The 19,671-nt window shown below is 73.9% G+C and carries 16 protein-coding genes; 4 read left to right on the top strand and 12 right to left on the bottom strand.

Annotated elements, in window-relative coordinates; translation table 11 throughout:
- Positions 1-352: 352 nt before the first annotated feature.
- The 4 genes from BLASA_RS07070 to BLASA_RS07055 all read right to left on the bottom strand — a co-directional run bounded on the left by BLASA_RS07070 (position 353) and on the right by BLASA_RS07055 (position 5,938).
- Positions 353-1,993 carry a PQQ-dependent sugar dehydrogenase gene (locus tag BLASA_RS07070; RefSeq protein WP_193345673.1) on the bottom strand — a complete coding sequence of 547 codons (1,641 nt, stop codon included), beginning with the start codon at positions 1,991-1,993 and terminating at the stop codon, positions 353-355.
- A 195-nt stretch (positions 1,994-2,188) separates the two neighbouring features.
- Positions 2,189-3,613 (bottom strand): vWA domain-containing protein, encoded by a 1,425-nt coding sequence (locus BLASA_RS07065; protein ID WP_014375383.1) that lies wholly within the window; start codon positions 3,611-3,613, stop codon positions 2,189-2,191.
- Between the two features lie 156 nt (positions 3,614-3,769).
- Positions 3,770-4,657, bottom strand: a complete 888-nt coding sequence (locus tag BLASA_RS07060; protein WP_014375382.1) for an AAA family ATPase — start codon at positions 4,655-4,657, stop codon at positions 3,770-3,772.
- A 27-nt stretch (positions 4,658-4,684) separates the two neighbouring features.
- Positions 4,685-5,938 (bottom strand): glutamate-5-semialdehyde dehydrogenase, encoded by a 1,254-nt coding sequence (locus tag BLASA_RS07055; protein ID WP_014375381.1) that lies wholly within the window; start codon positions 5,936-5,938, stop codon positions 4,685-4,687.
- A gap of 88 nt (positions 5,939-6,026) precedes the next feature.
- Between BLASA_RS07055 and BLASA_RS07050 the strand changes: the two genes are divergently transcribed.
- Genes BLASA_RS07050 through BLASA_RS07035 form a run of 4 tightly spaced genes read left to right on the top strand, consistent with a single transcriptional unit; the run spans position 6,027 to position 9,244 of the window.
- Positions 6,027-6,980 carry a metal ABC transporter substrate-binding protein gene (locus BLASA_RS07050; protein ID WP_014375380.1) on the top strand — a complete coding sequence of 318 codons (954 nt, stop codon included), beginning with the start codon at positions 6,027-6,029 and terminating at the stop codon, positions 6,978-6,980.
- Entirely contained in the window at positions 6,977-7,789 is an 813-nt protein-coding gene (locus BLASA_RS07045; protein ID WP_014375379.1) for a metal ABC transporter ATP-binding protein, read from the top strand. Before BLASA_RS07050 ends, BLASA_RS07045 begins: the two co-directional genes overlap by 4 nt.
- A 1-nt stretch (position 7,790) precedes the next feature.
- Positions 7,791-8,819: a metal ABC transporter permease gene (locus BLASA_RS07040; RefSeq protein WP_014375378.1), complete on the top strand. Its 1,029-nt coding sequence runs from the start codon at positions 7,791-7,793 to the stop codon at positions 8,817-8,819.
- Positions 8,816-9,244 (top strand): Fur family transcriptional regulator, encoded by a 429-nt coding sequence (locus BLASA_RS07035; RefSeq protein ID WP_014375377.1) that lies wholly within the window; start codon positions 8,816-8,818, stop codon positions 9,242-9,244. The genes BLASA_RS07040 and BLASA_RS07035 overlap by 4 nt, the downstream gene beginning before the upstream one ends.
- 7 nt (positions 9,245-9,251) lie before the next feature.
- On the opposite strand, the gene BLASA_RS07030 is transcribed toward BLASA_RS07035, so the two are convergent.
- The 8 genes from BLASA_RS07030 to BLASA_RS06995 all read right to left on the bottom strand — a co-directional run bounded on the left by BLASA_RS07030 (position 9,252) and on the right by BLASA_RS06995 (position 19,640).
- Positions 9,252-9,734: a peptide deformylase gene (locus BLASA_RS07030; RefSeq protein WP_014375376.1), complete on the bottom strand. Its 483-nt coding sequence runs from the start codon at positions 9,732-9,734 to the stop codon at positions 9,252-9,254.
- Positions 9,735-9,764: 30 nt separating this feature from the next.
- Positions 9,765-10,901 (bottom strand): glutamate 5-kinase, encoded by a 1,137-nt coding sequence (gene proB / locus BLASA_RS07025; RefSeq protein ID WP_014375375.1) that lies wholly within the window; start codon positions 10,899-10,901, stop codon positions 9,765-9,767.
- Positions 10,898-12,511, bottom strand: coding sequence for a GTPase ObgE (gene obgE / locus BLASA_RS07020; protein WP_014375374.1), 1,614 nt, complete (start codon positions 12,509-12,511; stop codon positions 10,898-10,900). Before obgE ends, proB begins: the two co-directional genes overlap by 4 nt.
- 130 nt (positions 12,512-12,641) lie before the next feature.
- On the bottom strand, positions 12,642-12,899 hold the full coding sequence (gene rpmA / locus BLASA_RS07015) for a 50S ribosomal protein L27 (RefSeq protein ID WP_014375373.1): 258 nt from the start codon (positions 12,897-12,899) through the stop codon (positions 12,642-12,644).
- 7 nt (positions 12,900-12,906) lie between these two features.
- The gene (gene rplU, locus BLASA_RS07010; protein WP_041775655.1) at positions 12,907-13,218 is read right to left on the bottom strand and encodes a 50S ribosomal protein L21; all 312 of its coding nucleotides are present in this window, start codon (positions 13,216-13,218) and stop codon (positions 12,907-12,909) included.
- 208 nt (positions 13,219-13,426) lie between these two features.
- Complete coding sequence (locus BLASA_RS07005; protein ID WP_014375370.1) at positions 13,427-16,627, bottom strand: ribonuclease E/G; 3,201 nt, start codon at positions 16,625-16,627, stop codon at positions 13,427-13,429.
- Positions 16,628-16,950: 323 nt separating this feature from the next.
- Complete coding sequence (locus BLASA_RS07000; protein WP_014375369.1) at positions 16,951-17,718, bottom strand: TIGR03936 family radical SAM-associated protein; 768 nt, start codon at positions 17,716-17,718, stop codon at positions 16,951-16,953.
- On the bottom strand, positions 17,718-19,640 hold the full coding sequence (locus BLASA_RS06995; RefSeq protein WP_014375368.1) for a TIGR03960 family B12-binding radical SAM protein: 1,923 nt from the start codon (positions 19,638-19,640) through the stop codon (positions 17,718-17,720). Before BLASA_RS06995 ends, BLASA_RS07000 begins: the two co-directional genes overlap by 1 nt.
- Positions 19,641-19,671 lie beyond the last annotated feature (31 nt).

The raw sequence follows: 19,671 nt of genomic DNA, 5'->3' as shown, positions 1-19,671 counted from the left end.
CCCGTGCAGCCGGTCGCGATCCGGCCGCGGCGAAGCGGTCCGGGATGTCGACATGTCGACACCGCGCTGACCAACGGCTCGTCGGGCATTCGGTTACGGCAATGCCTCGAAACAGCGGTGTGCCGGGCGCTTCCGAGACGCGTCGTCACGGCGGGATGTCGACAGGTCGACGTATCGCCCGGGGTCCCGGTACAGATCGGTCGTCAGTTCGCGGTAGCCGCGTTCGGCGCCCCAGCGGGTCTTATCCGGCCGGACCAGCTGGGCACCGACGACGAGCAGACCCGTGGCCGCCGGCGTGCGAACGCGCCGGCGGCCACGGGGATTGCGCGTGCTCCGCCCCCGACGGCCGGGGTCAGCCGTCTTCGGCGCGGCGGCGGCGGCGGCGGACGACCATGGCGCCCGCGACGGCGGCACCGGCCAAGGCCGTGCTGCCGAGGAGGAACAGGCCCATCGATTCGACACCGGCGGTGCTGCCGGCGCCGGCGTCGACGCCGCCCACCGGCATCCGGGTCACCTTCCAGATGCCACCGGTGCCCGGCTGGTAGGCGTACGGCGGCTTGAGCTCCATGTCGATGTTCACGATGCCGTAGTCGACGATGTACATCGCGCCGTCCGGGCCGAACTGCACGTCGAACGGACGAGCGATCGGGTCGCCCTTCACGAACGGCGTGATCTCGCCGGTCTCGGTGTCGACCGCCACGACCTGGCGCCCGATGTTCCCCTCGCGCAGCGGGTTGGTCGGCGGCGCCAGGTCGCCCCACTCGGCGACCATCATCTGTCCGGCGAATTCCCCGAAGCCCTCGGGTGCGATGTCGATCATCGACGGGGACGAGTTGAAGGCGTGCCGCCCGAGGACCCACTCGGGGTCGGGCGGGGTCAGACCGCTGGCCTCCACATCGATGACCGATCCGAGGATCTTGCCCAGCTCCTCGTCGGTGCCCAGGAATACGGGAACCTGGAACTGGTCCGGCGGCTCGAACTGCGGCTCGGTCAGGGGTTCCCGGCTCGCGGAGTACTCGGGGACCCCGTACCAGCGGCCGGGCTCGACGCGGAGCGTCGCATCGATCTCGCCCTGCACCGGACGGGAACCGCGGATGTCGTAGCCGTTCTCGGCGACGAACATCTCGCCGTCGTCAGTCCAGGTGAGGCCGAGCAGGTTGCGGAATCCCCAGGCGTGGGTCTCGATGGTCTCCTCGGCGTTGTCCGGGTCGAAGGTCAGGATGGAGCCGCCGCACTTCTCCACGCCCTCGATCACCTGCCCGGGCTCGGTCGGGGTGCCGAACGGGACGTAGGCCCCGGTGAGCACCATGTCGTCCGGGTCCTCGGTCAGGAAGTTCGGGGTCTGGTAGTTGTGCCCGGTCAGCACGATGTCCTCGCACGGCGTGGTGTGCACGCCGGGGCTCCGCATGACCCACGGAGCCACCGAGGGACCCATCACGCCGGCGTTGCCGGCCGGCCCCACCGACACGTACATCCGGCCGTCGGGCCCCACGTCGATGTCGTTGATCTGGTGCTCGGCCTGGCTGTCCAGGATGCCGTCGAAGAGCAGCTCCACCTCGCCGTCGGGCGTGGCCCGCGACACCGCCCCGGTGAGATCCTCGGCCCGGTGGGTGAAGTAGAAGGCGCCGTCGTGCCACTTGAGTCCTACCAATGCGGGCTCGACCGCCTCGTCGAGCTCGATGACCGGCGTCGCCTGCCCGTTCGCGACCTCGAGGATGCGGATGGGCGCGAGCTGCTCGGGGAAGAGCCCGCTGCCGGCCTCGCCCACGTACATGCGCCCTTCGTCGTCCCAGGTGATCGAGCTGGGCAGCTGAAGCCCGCCGACGACCTGTTCGATCTGGTATCCCTCGGGCAGTTCGAACTGACCATTCGCCGGCGACGCGGGCGCCGCCGCCGCCCCCGTCGCGCCCACGCTGCTCGCCGTGCCGAACAGGCCGAGCGCCACTGCAGCGCTGAGCCTGCTCGTCGTTCTTCTCCTGGCCATGTGGGACATAGCTCTCCTGCTTCCATGGACCGTCGCTGGTCAGAGACGACCCTCGTCGACATCGGCCCCTGGTCTCATGGCCCGTTCGGCGACTGCCCGTCGGCCTACGCCGGATAACCGCCCACTGTGAGCCGTAACACAACCGCAAGGTCGATGGGGACGCGCGCGGGTGGCCGCCCGGCCGTGGGCGGCAGGGCAGGAGCCCTACAGCGTGGTCACGAAGTCGGCCAGCTGCGCGGCGTTGCGGCACTCGACCATGTCGATGACCTCGCCGTAGCGGTCGGCCGCGGAGTCACCGCTCCCCCACAGCCGGCGCGGCTCGGGGTTCAGCCAGTGCGCCGACCGGGCCTTGGACACCAGACCGGCCAGGACCGGGACGCCCGGCTGCCGGTAGTTCGTCCGCCCGTCGCCGAGCACCAGCAGCGACGTCTTCGGCCCGACCGCCGACGCCCACCGGTCGGCGAACACGTCGAAGGCGTTGCCGTAGTCGCTGTGCCCGTCGAAAGCGACCACGTCGGCCTCCCGGCCGATGCGGACGATGGCGTCGGCCACGTCGACGCCGGGCCGGAAGAAGCGGGTCACCTCGTCGGTGGAGTCCACGAAGGCGAAGGCCCGCACACCGGTGAAGTGCTCGCGCAGGGCCTGGGTGAGCATCAGGGTGAAGTGGCTGAACCCGGCCACCGAGCCGCTGACGTCGCAGAGCACCACCAGGTCGGGCTTGTGCACCTTGCGCGGCCGGTGGTGGGTGACCACCGGCACGCCACCGGTGCCCAGCGAGGCGCGGACGGTCTTGCGGAAGTCCAGCCGTCCCTCGCGGCCGAGCCGGCGGCGCGCGGAGAGCCGGACGGCCAGGCGCCGGGCCAGCGGCGCCACCGCACGGCGCAGCTCGGCGAGGTCGGCCGACTGGGCGCGGAGGAAGTCGACCTGGTCGACCATCGGCCGGACGGCGTTCTTGGCGACGCGGTCGCGGCCCTTTTCCGCCGCGGTCCGCCGCCGCACCTCGGCCTCCACGGCGGCCCGGAAGGCGGTCAGCCGGTCGCGCACGGTCTGCCGGGCCACCTGCTCGGCCAGCCCGCCGCGACCGGCGTCGCCGAGCAGCCCGGCCAGCAACTGGGCCACCAGCGTGTCCGGCGACAGGCCCCGCATGACCCGGTAGCTGAAGTACGACTGCCCCGACGGGGTCGGCTGGCCGCGGCCCAGCAGGTCGACGGCGTCCCGGGCGAAGCGGCGCAGCGCCTCCGGGTCGCCGTCCTCGAGCAGCCGGAGCAGCTCGGCGCGCATCTCCCCGGCCAGCGCCGCGTCGTCGGGGACGTCGAGCGTGGACTTCCCGGGCTCGCCCGTCCCGTCCTCGCCGTCAGCCGCGGCCGCCGGCCGGTCGCCCAGCGGCCACCACAGGTCGAACAGCACGTCGTAGGTGGGCCGCTGGGCGGCCCGCTGCAGCAGCACCGCCGCCAGACCGTGGCGCAGCTGCTCCCGGTCGAGCAGGTCGACGACGGTGAGGATCTCGGCGGCGTCGACCGCCTGGCTGATGCCGACCGGGATGCCTGCCTCGCGGACCGCGCGCACGAACGCGTCCAGGTGCCCGGCGAGCCCGCCGTGCCCGGTCGTCGACGCCGACGGCGCGGTCAACGCTGCTGCCCCAGGAGGGGGGCAGCTCCGCCGGCACCGATCACACACCGGAGGTGTGCCCGGTTTCCCTGCGGAGCAGCGTTCCGGTTCCCCTGCGGAGCAGCGTTCCGGTCCCCTGCGGAGCAGCGTTCCGGTTCCCCTGCGGAGCAGCGTTCATCAGTTCAGCCGCAGCTCGGCCGCGGCCCGGGTCTGGTCACTGGCGTGCTTGAGCACCACCCCGAGGGTCGAGGCCATCGCCGGCTCGTCGAGCGTGTCCAGGCCCAGTTCGAGCAGGGTCTGCGCCCAGTCCAGGGTCTCCGAGATCGACGGCGACTTCTTGAGCTCCAGGCCGCGCAGGGCACGCACCGTGCGCACGAGCTGGTCGGCCAGCCCGGGCGCGAGGTCGGGCACGCGAGAGAGCACGATCTCCCGCTCCCGCTCGGCCGACGGGTAGTCCAGCGCCAGGTAGAGGCAGCGCCGCTTGAGCGCCTCGGAGAGCTCGCGGGTGGCGTTGGAGGTGAGGACGACGGTCGGCCGGCGGGTCGCGGTGATGGTGCCGAGCTCGGGGATGGTCACCTGGAAGTCGCTGAGCACCTCCAGCAGCAGCCCCTCGACCTCGACGTCGGCCTTGTCGGTCTCGTCGATGAGCAGCACCGTCGGCTCCGAGCGCCGGATCGCGGTGAGCAGCGGGCGGGAGAGCAGGAACTCCTCGCCGAAGATGTCGTCGTGGACGGTGTCCCAGTCGGCCCCGCCGTCGGTTTGCGACGCCTGGATGCGCAGCAGCTGCTTCTTGTAGTTCCACTCGTACAGCGCGCGGGCCTCGTCCAGGCCCTCGTAGCACTGCAGCCGGATGAGCTCCGACCCGGTGGCCGTCGCCAGCGCCTTGGCCAGCTCGGTCTTACCGGTGCCGGCCGGCCCTTCCACGAGCAGCGGCTTGCCGAGGCGGTCGGCGAGGAAGACCGTCGTCGCGATCTGCGCGTCGGGCAGGTAGCCGGCGGTGGACAGCCGCTTGCTCACGTCCGCGACCGAGGAGAAGTTCGGGGACTGCGACGGCGGGCGGGGCATGCGGCTCCTCGTGCTGGCGAAGGGCGGTCAGCGGGTGTGGCCGCTGCCCGTGACGACGTAGGTGGTCGAGGTCAGCTCGGGCAGGCCGAGCGGGCCGCGGGCATGCAGCTTCTGGGTCGAGATGCCGATCTCGGCGCCGAAGCCGAACTCGCCGCCGTCGGTGAACCGGGTGGAGGCGTTGACCAGCACCGCAGCGGCGTCGACGCCGGCGGTGAAGTCGGCGATGGCACCGGCGGAGTCGGCGACGATCGCCTCGCTGTGCCCGCTCCCCCAGGTCGCGATGTGCTCGAGGGCCTGCGGCAGGTCGTCGACCACCCGCACGGCCATGTCCATCGACAGGTACTCGGTCGCCCAGTCCTCGTCGGTGGCGGGGACGACGGACCCGTGGGCAGCCCGAGCGGTCCCGTCGCCGTGCAGCGTCACGCCGGCCTCCGCGAGCGCCGACAGCAGCCGGGGCAGGAACGGCACGTCGCGGTGCACCAGCAGCGTCTCGGCGGAGTTGCAGACGCTCACCCGGTGGGTCTTGGAGTTCAGCACGACGGCCTCGGCCATCGCGGCGTCGGCGGAGGCGTCGACGTAGACGTGGCAGTTGCCGACGCCGGTCTCGATGACCGGCACGGTCGACTCGCGGACGACGCGCTCGATCAGCGAGGCCCCGCCGCGCGGGATCACGACGTCGACCAGGCCGCGGGCGTTCAGCAGCTCCCCCACCGACGCGCGGTCGGCCGGCAGCAGCTCCACGGAGCCGGCCGGCAGCCCGGCCTTCTCTGCGGCCTCGGTGAGGACGGCGACCAGCGCGGTGTTGGTGCCGAACGCCGAGGCCGAGCCGCGCAGGAGGGCGGCGTTGCCGCTCTTGAGGCACAGCCCCGCCGCGTCGACGGTGACGTTGGGTCGGGCCTCGTAGACGATGCCGACCACCCCGAGGGGCACCCGGACCTGGCGCAGCTGCAGGCCGTTGGCCAGCCGGGAGCCGCGGACGACGTCGCCCACCGGGTCGGGCAGCGCAACGAGCTGGCGGAGCGCGTCGGCCACGCCGGCCACCCGGCCGGCGTCCAGGCGCAGCCGGTCGAGCACCGACGCCGGGGTGCCGGCGGCCGCGGCGGCCGCCACGTCGTCGGCGTTCGCGGCGAGGATCTCGTCGGTGCGCTCGACCAGCGCGTCGGCCATCGCGGTCAGCGCGGCGTCCTTGGTCTCGGTGGGCAGGGTGCGCAGCACCCGTGCGGCCGCCCGCGCGCGCAGCGCGGCGGCACCGATCAGCGGCAGGCCGGAGACGTCGGTCACGCAGGGAAGAGTACGCGCGGGGCCGTTGCCTCCCCGAGCCCGCGGACCCGGCGCCGCTCCACCGTCCGGCTATGCGAGAATGATTCTCATGAACACTTCGGTCGTCCGTCGGACTGCTGCCGCGTCTGCCGCAGCCACCCTGCTGCTGCTCGCCGGGTGCGGCGGATCCGACGCGTCGGCTCCGGACGACGGCCGGCTGGACGTCGTCGCCGGCTTCTACCCGCTGGAGTGGGCCGCCGAGCGCGTCGGCGGGGACCTCGTGTCGGTCTCCTCCCTGACCGCCCCCGGCGGCGAGCCGCACGACCTCGAGCTCACCCCCCAGGACGTCGCCGGGGTCTCCGACGCCGACCTCCTCGTGTACCTGAGCGGCTTCCAGCCCGCGGTGGACGACGCGGCCGAGTCCCAGGCCGGCGACTCCGCCTGGGACGCGGCCGAGGCGGCCGACCTCTCGCTGACCTCGGACGGGTCCGAGCACGCCGGCGAGCAGCACGCCGAGGAGGAGCACGCCGACGACGAGGCGGCGGCCGACCCGCACTTCTGGCTGGACCCGCTGCGCCTGGCCGCGGTCGGCGACGCGCTGGCCGACCGGCTGGCCGAACTCGACCCCGACAACGCGCAGGCCTACGCCGGCAACGCCGCCGCCCTGCGGGCCGACCTCGAGGCCCTGGACGTCGAGATGGCCGCGGCCCTCGGCGACTGCCGGGTGGACACCCTGGTCACCAGCCACGACGCCTTCGGCTACCTCGCCGACCGCTACGGTCTCGACGTGGTCGGTATCAGCGGGCTCAGCCCCGACCAGGAGACCTCGGCCGACCAGCTGGCCGAGATCGCCACGCTCGTCGGCGAGCGCGGGGTGACGACCGTCTACACCGAGACGCTGGTCGACCCGGCCCTGGCCGAGACCGTCGCCGACGAGGCCGGCGTGCGGACCGCCGTCCTGGACCCGATCGAGGGCCTGACCGACGAATCGGCCGGCGAGGACTACCTCGAGGTCATGCGCAGCAACCTCGCCACCCTGGCCGAGGGCCAGTCCTGCTCATGAGCCGACCGGCTCCAGCACCGGCCGTCATCCGCCTCCGCGACGCCACGATCGGCTACGGCGACGTCCCGATCGTGCGCGGGGCGGACCTGACGGTCGGCCCCGGGGAGGCGGTCGCGGTCCTCGGCTCCAACGGCTCCGGGAAGACCACCCTCGCCCGGGGGCTGCTGGGACTGGCGACGGTGCTGGGCGGGGACGTCGAGCTGCTCGGCGCGCCGGTCGGGCGGCTGTCGGAGCGCGGCCGGGTCGGCTACGTCCCGCAGCGCCACTCGGTGACCGGGGCCGTCCCGGCCACCGTCCGCGAGGTCGTGGGCGTGGGCCGGCTGGCCCGCCTGGGCCTGTTCCGCCGGCTCGGCGCCGCCGACCGGGCGGCCGTCACCGACGCCGTGGCCGCGGTCGGCCTCGCCGACCGGCTGGACGACCCGGTCGCCGCGCTGTCCGGCGGCCAGCAGCGGCGGGTGCTCGTGGCCCGCGCGCTCGCCGCCGAACCGGAGTTGCTGATCATGGACGAGCCCACCGCCGGGGTGGACGCCGCGAGCCAGGAGGCGCTGGCCGGCGTCCTCGCCCGGATCTCGGCGCTCGGCACCACGCTGGTCGTCGTCACGCACGAGACGGCCCCGCTGGCCGGCGTCCTCACCCGCGCCGTGGTGGTCGACCACGGCCGGATCTCCTACGACGGTCCCCTGCTGCCGGGCCAGGACGAGCCGGACCCGCACCACCACCCGGCGCCGCGCGGCACCCGCCGCGGCTACCGGATGGACCAGCCGACCGTGACTCCCCGGCGGGGCGGCTCCGCCGAGCAGGGACGCTGACGTGGACATCCTCGACTACGACTTCATGCAGCGGGCGCTGCTGGCCTCCCTCATGGTCGGGCTCGTCGCCCCCGCCGTCGGTGTGTTCCTGGTGCAGCGGCGGCTGTCCCTGCTCGGTGACGGGCTCGGCCACGTGGCGCTCACGGGCGTGGCCGTCGGCGTCCTGACCGCCACCAGCCCGGTGTGGACGGCGCTGGTGGCCGCGGTCCTGGGCGCGGTGCTCATCGAGCTGGTCCGGGCCCGGGGACGCACCAGCGGCGACGTCGCCCTCGCCGTCCTCTTCTACGGGGGCATCGCCGGCGGCGTCGTCCTGCTGGGCCTGGCACCCCGTGGGCAGGCCACCAACCTCGACTCCTACCTCTTCGGCGCCATCACCACGACCAGCACCGAGGACGTGGCCGTGTTCGCCGCGATCTCGCTGGTCGTGCTGGCCACCGTGGCGCTGCTCGGCCACCGGCTGTACGCGGTCAGCGACGACGAGGAGTACGCCCGCGCGGTCGGGCTCCCCGTCCTCGGGCTCAACATCGTGCTGGCCGCCCTCGTCGCCGCCACGGTCGTGCTCTCCATGCGGGTGGTCGGCCTGCTGCTGATCAGCGCGCTCATGATCGTGCCGAGCGCCATCGCCCAGCTGCTGGCCCGCAGCTTCCGGACGACCCTGGCCCTGGCGTGCGTGCTCGGGCTGGCCGTCAGCGTCGCGGGGACGACCACGTCCTTCTACGCCGGGACCCCCTCGGGCGGGACCATCGTGCTGCTGGCCATCGCGTTGTTCCTGCTCGTCACCACCGGGGTCACCGTGCGGGACGCGACGGCCCGCCGCCGGCACCGGCGCAGGACCGACGTGCACGACGCGCACCCGCACGAGCACGGGGAGGGCTGCGGGCACCAGCCGGTCCCCCACGGCGACCACGTCGACTACGACCACGACGGGCATCTCCACGCCCCGCACCTGACCGGTACGGGCGTCCACTACGACGAGCACGGGTCGGATCCCGCCCCCGTGCACGAGCCCGGGACGGGGGCCGCCCGGTGAGCGGGGCCGACCAGCAGGAGGGGACGGGGCGGCGGCCGAGCCGGCAGCGCAGCGCGGTGCTCGCCCTGCTCGACGACCTCGACGGGTTCAGCAGCGCGCAGGACCTGCACGCGCTGCTGCGGGAGCGCGGCGACCCGGTGGGGCTGGCGACGGTCTACCGGGCCCTGCAGGCGCTGGTGGACGACGGCCAGGTCGACGTCCTCCGGGGAGCGGACGGGGAGGCGGCCTACCGGCGGTGCTCGCTGGTCCACCACCACCACCTGGTGTGCCGGTCGTGCGGCACGACGGTCGAGGTCGCCGACCCGCCCGTCGAGCGGTGGGCCAGGCAGATCGCGGCCGAGCACGGCTTCGCCGACGTCCAGCACCAGGTGGAGGTCTTCGGCACCTGCCGCGCCTGCACCACGGCCGGCCCCGCCGAGGGCTGAGGAGGCGTCAGCGCGACCGCAGGGCGCGCAGCGCGGACTTCCGCGCCTCGCCGGTCAGCCGGTCCAGGAAGACCGTGCCGTCGAGGTGGTCGACCTCGTGCTGCAGGCAGCGGGCCATGAGCCCGGTGCCCTCCAGCCGCAGCGGCGTGCCGTCGACGTCGAACCCCTCGGCGACGCAGTGCATCGCGCGGACCGTCGGCGCCCAGATGCCGGGCACCGACAGGCACCCCTCGTCGCCGTCCTGGATCTCCTCGGACCGCTCGACGATCACCGGGTTGACCATGTGCCCGATCACCCCGTCGACGTTGTAGGAGAACGCGCGGACCCCCACGCCGATCTGGGGCGCGGCCACGCCCGCCCGGCCGGGGTGCTCGACGGTGTCCTCCAGGTCGCGGATCAACGCGGCCAGCCAGCCGTCGAAGGCTCGGACGGGGTCGGAGGGGGTGCGGAGCACGGGGTCACCGAGTTCGCGGATGGGACGGATCGTCACCGGGCCAGTCTGGCAGCCCGGCCACAGCGCTCAGCGCAGGCGTCCGACCAGCACCATCTCGTCGCGGTGCACCACCTCGCGGCGGTGCTCCGGCGGCAGGTCGCCGGTCTTGCGGCCGAGGAGGCCCGGCATCTCGCGGGCGTCGTAGGCGACCAGCCCACGGGCCACCACCGCACCGTCGGGCCCGACCAGCTCGACCGGGTCGTCGGCGAGGAAGTCCCCCGCGATGCCGGTGATGCCGGCAGCCAGCAGGGAGGCGTGCCGCTCCCGCACGGCGGTGACCGCACCGTCGTCGAGGATCAGCCGGCCGCGCGGACGGCTGGCGTAGCGCAGCCAGAACTGCCGGGCGCTGGGCCGCCTGCCCATGGCGCCGAACAACGTGCCCACCCGGTTGCCGGCCAGCGCGTCGGCGGCCTGCGGGGTCGAGGTGACCACCACGGGGACGCCGGCGTGCGCGGCGATGAAGGCGGCCTCGACCTTGGTGGCCATGCCCCCGGTGCCCACGCCGTTGCGGCTGGCCGAGCCCAGGCTGACCGCCGCGAGGTCGCCGGGCTCGCGCACCGTGTCGACCAGCTGGGCGGGGCCGGTGCGCGGGTCGCCGTCGTAGACCCCGTCGACGTCGGAGAGCAGCACCAGCGCTCCGGCCTGGGCGACGTGCGCCACCAGCGCGGCCAGCCGGTCGTTGTCACCGAACCGGATCTCCTCGGTGGCCACCGTGTCGTTCTCGTTGACGATCGGCAGCACGCCCAGCGACAGCAGCCGCTCGACCGTCCGGTGGGCGTTGCGGTAGTGGCTGCGACGGGTCAGGTCGTCGGCGGTGAGCAGCACCTGCCCGACGGTGATCCCGTGCCGGGCGAAGGCGTCGGCGTAGGTCTGGACCAGCCGCAGCTGACCCACGCTGGCCGCCGCCTGCGCGGTGGCCAGGTCACGCGGGCGCCCGTCGATGCCCAGCGGGGCCAGTCCGGCGGCGATCGCGCCGGAGGACACCAGCACGACCTCCCGGCCGGACGCCCGCACCGCGGCGAGCACGTCCACCAGCGCCGTCAGCCGCTCGACGTCCAGACCGCCGGGCAGGGTGGTCAGCGACGAGGAGCCGACCTTGACCACGACCCGCCCGGCACCGGCGATCTCCGGGCGGGCGGCGGTGGTGGCGGGCGCACCGGTCACCGTCGGCCCGCCCGATCGTCGTCGTCGACGTCCTCCCCGGAAAGGCCGTCGGCCGGTCCGTCCACGTCGTCGTCCGCGTCGTCGTCGAGGCCGGCGAGGTCCTCGTCGGTCCAGCCGCCCTCGGTGACCTCGAACGGCACCCGGCGGGCGCGCTTGGCGGCGAGCCGCTCGACGGCGCCGATCCGCTCGGTGGTCTCCAGCCGGTTGTCGGTGCCGCGACCGCCGAGCCCGGCGGACTCCTCGGCGGTGAGCGTGCCGGCCGGCAGCGTCGGGGCCCAGTCGAAGGTGACGTCGCCGATGGTGACCGCGTCACCCTCGCGGGCGCCGGCCTCGGCCAGCTTCTCCTCGACGCCGAGCCGGTTGAGCCGGTCGGCCAGGTAGCCGACGGCCTCGTCGTTGGTGAAGTCGGTCTGCCGGACCCACCGCTCGGGCTTCGCGCCGCGGACGACGAACGCTGCGCCGTCCTCCCCGCCCGCCCCGTGGGGATCCCGCTCGACGGTGAAGCCGGTGTCGTCGACGGCGCGCGGGGTGAGGGTGATCCGCACCGGCTCGGGCGCCGGGAGCGCGGCCCGGTGCTCCTCGACCGCCGCGGCGAGCGCGTAGCCGAACGCGGCCAGCCCCTCGCCGGTCGCGGCGCTGACGGCGAAGACCTGCAGGCCGCGCTCCTCGAGCGAGGCCCGCACGAGGTCGACCAGCTCCCGGCCGTCCGGGACGTCGATCTTGTTGAGCACCGCGATCCGGAGCCGTCCGACGAGGTCGAGCTCGTCGCCGCCGGCCGCCGCCCCTGAGGCCACGGCTCCTGAATACTCGGCGAGCTCGTGCTCCAGCGCCTCGATGTCGCTCTCGGGGTCCCGGCCGGGCTCGATCGTGGCCATGTCGACGACGTGCACGAGGACGGCGCAGCGCTCGACGTGGCGGAGGAACTGCAGGCCCAGCCCCTTGCCGGAGGAGGCGCCGGGGATCAGCCCGGGGACGTCGGCCATCGTGTAGACGGTGTCGCCGGAGCGGATCACGCCGAGGTTGGGCACCAGCGTGGTGAACGGGTAGTCGGCGATCTTCGGCCGGGCCGAGGACATGGCGGCGATCAGCGAGGACTTGCCGGCCGACGGGTACCCGACCAGGCCGACGTCGGCGATGCTCTTGAGCTCCAGCACCGCGTCGAACGCCTCACCGGGCTCGCCGAGGAGCGCGAAGCCGGGCGCCTTCCGCCGGGGGTTGGCGAGTGCGGCGTTGCCGAGCCCGCCCTTGCCGCCGTGCGCCAGCACGACGCGGGTGCCGGCGCCGACGAGGTCGGCGATCACGCGGCCGTCGGGGGTGCTGACCACGGTGCCCTCGGGCACCCGCAGCACGCGGTCCTCGCCCCGGGCGCCGTGCCGGTTGCTGCCGGCGCCGGGGCGGCCGTTGGCCGCCTTCTGGTGCGGGCGGTGGTGGAAGTCGAGGAGGGTGTGCGCGCTGGGGTCGACCTCGAGGATGACGTTGCCGCCGTCCCCTCCGTTGCCCCCGTCGGGGCCGCCGAGCGGCTTGAACTTCTCGCGGTGCACCGAGGACACGCCGTGCCCGCCGTTACCGGCGGAGACGTGGATGGTGACGCGGTCGACGAAAGCGGCCATGTGTTCCGAGCGGACGAGGTCCGCGCCGCCTCCTAGCTACCTGTCAAGCGCCACGAGCGCACGGGCCGGTGGCCCGTGCGCTCGTCGCGAAGCGAATGTTCGCACCCCCTGCAGGAGCAGGAGGTGTTGTTCAGGCCTCGACCGCGGTGATGGAGACGGTCTTGCGTCCCCGCCGGGTGCCGAAGGTGACCGAGCCGGGCGCGAGCGCGAACAGCGTGTCGTCGCCGCCGCGGCCGACGCCGAGGCCCGGGTGGAAGTGGGTGCCGCGCTGGCGGACGATGATCTCGCCGGCCTTGACGACCTGCCCACCGAAACGCTTCACGCCGAGGCGCTGGGCGTTCGAGTCACGACCGTTGCGGGACGACGAGGCGCCCTTCTTGTGTGCCATGTCGGCGTCAGCCCTTCGAGATGTCGCGGACCACGACGCTGGTCAGGGGCTGACGGTGCCCCTGCCGCTTGTGGTAGCCGGTCTTGTTCTTGAACTTGTGGATGTGGATCTTCGGGCCCTTGCCGTGCTCGACGATCTCGCCGGTCACGGTCACCGTGGCCAGGGTCGCCGCATCGCTGGTGACGGTGTCCCCGTCGACCAGCAGGATGGCCGGGAGGGCGACGGTGTCGCCCGCCGCGCCCTGCAGGCGGTTGATCGTGAACGTGTCGCCCACGGCCACCTTGTGCTGGCTGCCACCGGCCTTCACCACTGCGTACACCACTGACTCCTCGTTCGCTTCTTCACGTCAAGCTCTGTGTCCGGCGCGCACGACCGGAACGGGCGCCGGGTGCTTGGACGGGTTGCGCACACCTGCCCGGCGGCGCCCGGAGGCGCCCGCGCGGTGGCGCAGCAACCCGTCCAGCGTACCCGAGCCGTCCCGGCCGGTCGACACGCCCCGGCTGTGGCCCTGCTGACCCGTCCGCGGGTTACGCGGGCGGACCTGCCGGGCGGCTGGCGGCCCGGCGACGGCGCGGCCGGGTGGTCGCGGCCGGCGGCTCGCCGTCGGCCGTGAAGCCGTCCTGGGCGCGCGGACCGTCGGACTCGGCACCGGCGTCGGCGTCGGCCGTGTGAGCCACCGCGCCGGGGAGGACGTCGGCAGTCGTGGTCGCCGGGGTAATCGGGACCTGGTTCTGCTCCGGTACCTCGACGGCACCGACCTCGCCGGCCGGCAGCACGTCCTCGGCCTGGGTCTTCGCCGGCGCCGGCGGCGCCGGCACGGTCTCGGGCAGCGGCTCGACCGTCGCGACCGACCCGCTGCGACGGCGCACGGGCGGCACGACCGGCTCCCCGTGGATCTCGTTGTCGGCCGGTTGCTGGGTCGCGGGCGCCGCCTCCTCGGTGGCGGGTCCGCCGGTGCCGGCCTCGTCCCCGGGATCAGCCGCGCCCGCGAGCACGGCGGCGTCCTCGGCCGCGCGCTCCTCGCCCGACTGGCCGCGGTTCCGGCGGCCCCGGTTGCGACGGCCGCCGCGGCCGCTCTCGGAGGCCTCGCCGTCACCGGTCGGGGTCTCGGCCGAACCGGCCTCGGCCCCGTCCTCGGCGGTCTCCTTGTCGGACGTGTCCTTGCTGCCGTCGCCGCGGTTGCGGCCGGAGTCCTTGCCGCCGGAGTCCTTGGCCCCGGAGTCCTTGGCCCCGGAGTCCCTGCCGCCGGAGTCCTTGGCCACGGAGTCCCTGCCGCCGGAGTCCTTGGCCCCGGAGTCCTTGCCGCCGCCACCGCCGCCGCCGCGGCGCTTCTCGTCCACCGGGTCGAGGTGCACGAGGATCCCGCGGCCACGGCAGTGCTCGCAGGACTCGGAGAAGACCTCCAGCAGGCCCTGGCCGACCCGCTTGCGGGTCATCTGCACCAGGCCGAGCGAGGTGACCTCCGCGACCTGGTGCTTGGTGCGGTCGCGGCCCAGGCACTCGGTGAGCCGGCGCAGGACGAGGTCCCGGTTGCTCTCCAGCACCATGTCGATGAAGTCGATGACGATGATGCCGCCGATGTCGCGCAGCCGGAGCTGGCGGACGATCTCCTCGGCCGCCTCCATGTTGTTGCGCGTGACGGTCTGCTCGAGGTTGCCCCCGGAGCCGGTGAACTTGCCGGTGTTCACGTCGACGACGGTCATCGCCTCGGTGCGGTCGATCACCAGCGATCCACCCGAGGGCAGCCACACCTTGCGGTCGAGCGCCTTGGTCAGCTGCTCGTCCACCCGCAGGTCGCGGAAGACGTCGCCCTCCCCGGTGTAGCGGGTGAGCCGCTCGGTCAGCTCCGGGGAGACGTGCGCGACGTAGGCCTCGACGGTGTCCCAGGCGTCGTCGCCCTGGACCACCAGCTCCTTGAAGTCCTCGTTGAAGACGTCCCGGATGACCCGGATGGCGAGGTCGGGCTCGCCGTAGAGCAGCGCCGGGGCGTTGGACGTCGACTCCGCCTTCTTCTGGATGACCTCCCACTGCGCGGTCAGCCGGTTGACGTCGCGGGTGAGCTCCTCCTCGGAGGCGCCCTCCGCGGCGGTCCGGATGATCACGCCGGCGTCCTCGGGCACGATGCGCTTGAGGATGTCCTTGAGCCGCTGCCGCTCGGTGTCGGGCAGCTTGCGGCTGATGCCGGTCATCGAGCCACCGGGCACGTAGACCAGGAACCGGCCCGGCAGGTTGACCTGCTGGGTCAGCCGGGCGCCCTTGTGCCCGATCGGGTCCTTGGTGACCTGCACCAGGATCTTGTCGCCGGACTTGAACGCCTGTTCGATGGAGCGCTGCTTGCCCGACAGACCCGCGGCGTCCCAGTTGACCTCACCGGCGTAGACGACGGCGTTGCGCCCCTTGCCGATGTCGACGAAGGCCGCCTCCATGCTGGGGAGCACGTTCTGCACGCGGCCGAGGTAGACGTTCCCGGCGAACGACGTCGCCGTCGCCTGGGTGACGTAGTGCTCGACCAGGACGTCGTCCTCGAGGACGGCGATCTGGGTGCGCTCGCCGCGCTGGCGGATGACCATCTTCCGGTCCACCGCCTCGCGGCGGGCGAGGAACTCCGACTCGGTCAGGATCGGCGTGCGCCGACGCCCGGTGTCCCGGCCGTCCCGGCGGCGCTGACGCTTGGCCTCGAGCCGCGTGGAGCCGGCGATCCCGCGGACGTCGTCGTCGCTGGTGCTCCGGCCGTTGCGACCGGCCCGCTCCGGGCGGTCGTCGTCGCTCTCGTCGGCGGAGTCCTCGGCGCCCGAGCCGCTGCTGCGCCGGCGACGGCGCCGGCGGCGGCGGGTGCCGGCGCCGGTCGATCCCTCGTCGTCGCCGTCGTCCTCGGTGTCCGTGGCGCCGTCGGAGGTGTCGGTGTCCTCGTCGGTGTCGGTGTCCTCGTCGGCGCCGGGGCGCTCGTTCCCGTTGTCGTCGTCGGAGTCCGAGGAGTCCTCGCCGCTGCGCCCACGGCCGCGCCCGCGACGGCCACGACGCCGCCGCCGGCTGGCCGACGAGCCGCCCTCGTCGGAGTCCTCGCCGGACTCGTCCGAGGCGTCGCGCTCCTCGGCGTCCTCGTCCTCGACGACGGTCGCCTCGGCGGGCTCCTGCTGGTCCTCGGCCGGACGGCGGCGCGAGCGGTTCCGGCGCGAGCGGGAAGGCGCCTCCTCGACAGCGTCGTCGCCGGCGCTGCCGGGGGTCTCGGCCGACTCGTCGAGCGTGTCGGGATCGGGTGACTCCGCCGGCCGGCGACTGCGCCGGCGCGGGGCCGGCGGCACGTCGGCGGGCGGGGCCATGAAGCTGATGAAGGCCGGGGCCGGCGCCGCGGGTGCGGGGGCGACCGCCTCGACCGAGTCCGGGGCGGCCGCGCCCGCCGGGCGGGTGGCCCGGCGGCGGGGACGGGCGACGACGGCGGTCGGTTCCGGCGAGCTGAACTGCGCCCCGAACGGGGACCGCACCGAGTCGTGCTCCGGCTCGTCGGACTCGACGTCCGCGGCCGGCTCGGCGGGCGACTCCGGCTCGGCGGGCGATCCGGGCGGGGTGCCGGCCTCCGCCGCGGCGTCCGGCTCCTCCTCGGCCGGTGCTCCGTCCTCGGGGAGCGCCGGGATGCCGCCGGCCTCGTTCTCGGCGGCCTGCGGTGTGCCCGCGGGGACGTCGTCGCCCTGGGTCTCGTCGTGCGTCGGGGTGTGGTCGGTGTCAGCCACGAGGGCTCTCGCCTCCTGTGTGGTGCTCCCGGGCGCCGATCGGTTCGACTGGCGGCCGCGCAGGAGCACGGGTTGGGCGGGGCGAGCCGCCGCTCGGGGTACGGCGGACGGGCTCGCCCTGCGAAGTCTGTGGGCGGCTCCCGCGCGACGGTTGCCGCGGCGGGGAGCCGGAATGCGGTGGTGCGCGCCTCCGGTGACGCCGGGTGCGGTGGTGCTGAGTCCTGCGGTGGTCTGGGCGTCCGGGACCGGGTGGCCCGGATCGGTCGCGTCACGTCTGGCAGCCGTGCCGCTCGACGGCGCGCAGCCCCCGGGGCCTCCGCCGGTCAGACCGTCGCATGCTCCCCCTGGCAGCGGGTGCGCGCCGCACGGTCAGGACCGAGCGGATCGGCCACGGTCCCGCTGTCGTCGAGCCGGCCCTGCGCCTCACGCACGGCCCGTGGGGGCAACGGCGGGCGCAGGTCGGCGACGGCAGCCAGGGCGGCCAACACGTCATCGGGTCGTACAGCGGGCGTCACCTGCCGGACGACCATGTGCAGTATGGCACAACCTGCCCCCTCGATCGCCGACGCGCTGGCGACGGCGGGGCGGGCATCGATGTCCTTGAGCCCGTTCTTGGTCCGCTTGGCTACGGTCACCACGTCGCTGGCGAGGAACTTCTCCACCGCCGGCGCGAGCTCTGCGAGGGACACCCCTGGCAGCTCGACGCGCCAGACGGAGGTGTCGATGCGGTCGGCCAGGGAACCGGTCCCCTCCTGCGCCTCCACGACCGCGAGGACGGCGACGTCGGGCGGCAGGGCGGCGTCCAGCGCGACCCGCACCGCCTCGGGCTCGCAGCGGATCGCGACCCCGATCTCCAGGTATTCCGCCTCGCTGGCCGACCCGGTCGGCGCGGCACCGATGTAGGAGATCTTCGGGTGCGGGCTGAACCCGGCCGAGAACGCCATCGGCACCTGCGCCCGCCGCAGCGCGCGCTCCAGCGCCCGGGCGAGGTCGCGGTGCGAGGCGAAGCGCAGCCGCCCCCGCTTGGCGTAGCGGATGCGCAGCTTCTGCACGGTCGGCGGCGGGGGCGGGCCCGAGGGCTGGCGGGCCATCAGACGACGGTGAGCGGGAGCAGGCTGCGGCCGGTGGGCCCGATCTGGATCTCGGTGCCCATGGTGGGGCAGACACCGCAGTCGTAGCAGGGGGTCCACCGGCAGTCGGCGACCTCCTCCTCGGAGAGGGCCTCCTGCCAGTCCTCCCAGAGCCACTCCTTGTCCAGCCCCGAGTCCAGGTGGTCCCAGGGCAGGATCTCGTGCTCGGTGCGCTCCCGGGTGGTGAACCAGCCGACGTCGACGCCGAACGGCGCCAGCTCGTCGGCCGCGGCCTGCATCCACCGGTCGTAGGAGAAGTGCTCGCTCCAGCCGTCGAACCTGCCGCCGTCGCGCCAGACGCGCTCGATGACCCGGCCGACCCGGCGGTCGCCGCGGGAGAGCAGGCCTTCGATGACGCCCGGCTTGCCGTCGTGGTACCGCAGCCCGATGGAGCGGCCGATGCGGCGATCGCTGTTGATCGCCTGGCGCAGGAGCCGGAGCCGGGAGTCGATGGTCTCGGCGCTGGCCTGGCTCGCCCACTGGAACGGGGTGTGCGGCTTGGGCACGAAGCCACCGATGGAGACGGTGCAGCGGATGTCCTTGCGGCCGCTGGCCTCGCGGCCGGCGCGGATCACCTCGACCGCGAGGTCGGCGATCTCCAGCACGTCCTCGTCGGTCTCGGTGGGCAGACCGCACATGAAGTAGAGCTTCACCTGCGTCCAGCCGTTGGCGTAGGCGGTGGTCACCGTGCGGACGAGGTCCTCCTTGGACACCGTCTTGTTGATCACCCGGCGGATCCGCTCGCTGCCGCCCTCGGGGGCGAAGGTCAGGCCGCTGCGCCGTCCGTTGCGGGACAGCTCGTTGGCCAGCGTGACGTTGAAGGCGTCCACCCGGGTGCTGGGCAGGCTGAGGCTGGTGTTGGTGCCCTCGTAGCGGTCGGCGAGCTCCTTGGCCACCTGGCCGATCTCGGAGTGGTCGGCGCTGGACAGCGACAGCAGCCCGACCTCCTCGTACCCGGTGGACTTCAGCCCCTGCTCCACCATGGAGCCGATGCCGGTGATGGTCCGCTCGCGTACGGGACGAGTGATCATCCCGGCCTGGCAGAAGCGGCAGCCGCGGGTGCAGCCGCGGAAGATCTCCACGCTCATCCGCTCGTGCACGCTCTCGGCGAGCGGTACCAGCGGGGTCTTCGGGTAGGGCCACTCGTCGAGGTCCATGACGGTGCGCTTGCCCACCTTGGCGGGCACGTCGTCGCGGGTGCGGGTGACCGCGGCGATGGTGCCGTCGGCACCGTAGGTGAAGGCGTAGAAGCGCGGCACGTAGACGCCGTCCACGCGGGCCAGGCGGGCCAGCAGCTCCTCGCGGCCGCCGGGGCGCCCCTGCGCCTTCCACGCGGCGACGACGTCGGTGATGTCGCCGACGGCCTGCTCGCCGTCACCGAGGACGGCGCAGTCGACGAAGTCGCTGACCGGCTCGGGGTTGAACGCGGCGTGCCCCCCGGCGACGACGACCGGGTGGGTCTCGTCCCGGTCGACGGCGTGGATCGGCACGCCGGCGAGGTCGAGGGCCTCGAGCAGGTTGGTGTAGCCGAGCTCGGTCGCGAAGCTGACGCCGAGCAGGTCGAAGTCGCGCACCGCGCGGTGCCCGTCGACGGTGAACTGCGGAACGCCGTGCTCGCGCATGAGCGCGGCGAGGTCGGGCCAGACGGCGTAGGTGCGCTCGGCCAGCGCATCGGGGCGCTCGTTGAGCACCTCGTAGAGGATCATGAGGCCCTGGTTGGGCAGCCCCACCTCGTAGGCGTCCGGATACATCAGCGCCCAGTGAACGGCTGCGGACTCCCACGGCTTCACCTGGGCGTTGAGTTCACCGCCGACGTACTGGATGGGCTTCTGGATCTGGGCCAGCAGCGGTTCGAGGCGGGGGTACAGGGTCTCACCAGTCATGACCTGTCCAGGGTAGCCGCCCCGCTGTCCC

It is taken from the genome of Blastococcus saxobsidens DD2, assembly GCF_000284015.1.
Classification (GTDB): domain Bacteria; phylum Actinomycetota; class Actinomycetes; order Mycobacteriales; family Geodermatophilaceae; genus Blastococcus; species Blastococcus saxobsidens_A.
Note: the sequence above shows the minus strand (reverse complement) of the source record. Positions and strands in the feature narration are given on the sequence as shown.

Bases quoted from the DNA above. Each gene is read 5' to 3' on its own strand.
- BLASA_RS07070 (WP_193345673.1), bottom strand. From the start codon at position 1,993: ATGTCCCACATGGCCAGGAGAAGAACGACGAGCAGGCTCAGCGCTGCA.
- BLASA_RS07060 (WP_014375382.1), bottom strand. From the start codon at position 4,657: ATGCCCCGCCCGCCGTCGCAGTCCCCGAACTTCTCCTCGGTCGCGGAC.
- BLASA_RS07050 (WP_014375380.1), top strand. From the start codon at position 6,027: ATGAACACTTCGGTCGTCCGTCGGACTGCTGCCGCGTCTGCCGCAGCC.
- BLASA_RS07045 (WP_014375379.1), top strand. From the start codon at position 6,977: ATGAGCCGACCGGCTCCAGCACCGGCCGTCATCCGCCTCCGCGACGCC.
- obgE (WP_014375374.1), bottom strand. From the start codon at position 12,511: ATGGCCGCTTTCGTCGACCGCGTCACCATCCACGTCTCCGCCGGTAAC.
- rpmA (WP_014375373.1), bottom strand. From the start codon at position 12,899: ATGGCACACAAGAAGGGCGCCTCGTCGTCCCGCAACGGTCGTGACTCG.
- BLASA_RS07000 (WP_014375369.1), bottom strand. From the start codon at position 17,718: ATGGCCCGCCAGCCCTCGGGCCCGCCCCCGCCGCCGACCGTGCAGAAG.
- BLASA_RS06995 (WP_014375368.1), bottom strand. From the start codon at position 19,640: ATGACTGGTGAGACCCTGTACCCCCGCCTCGAACCGCTGCTGGCCCAG.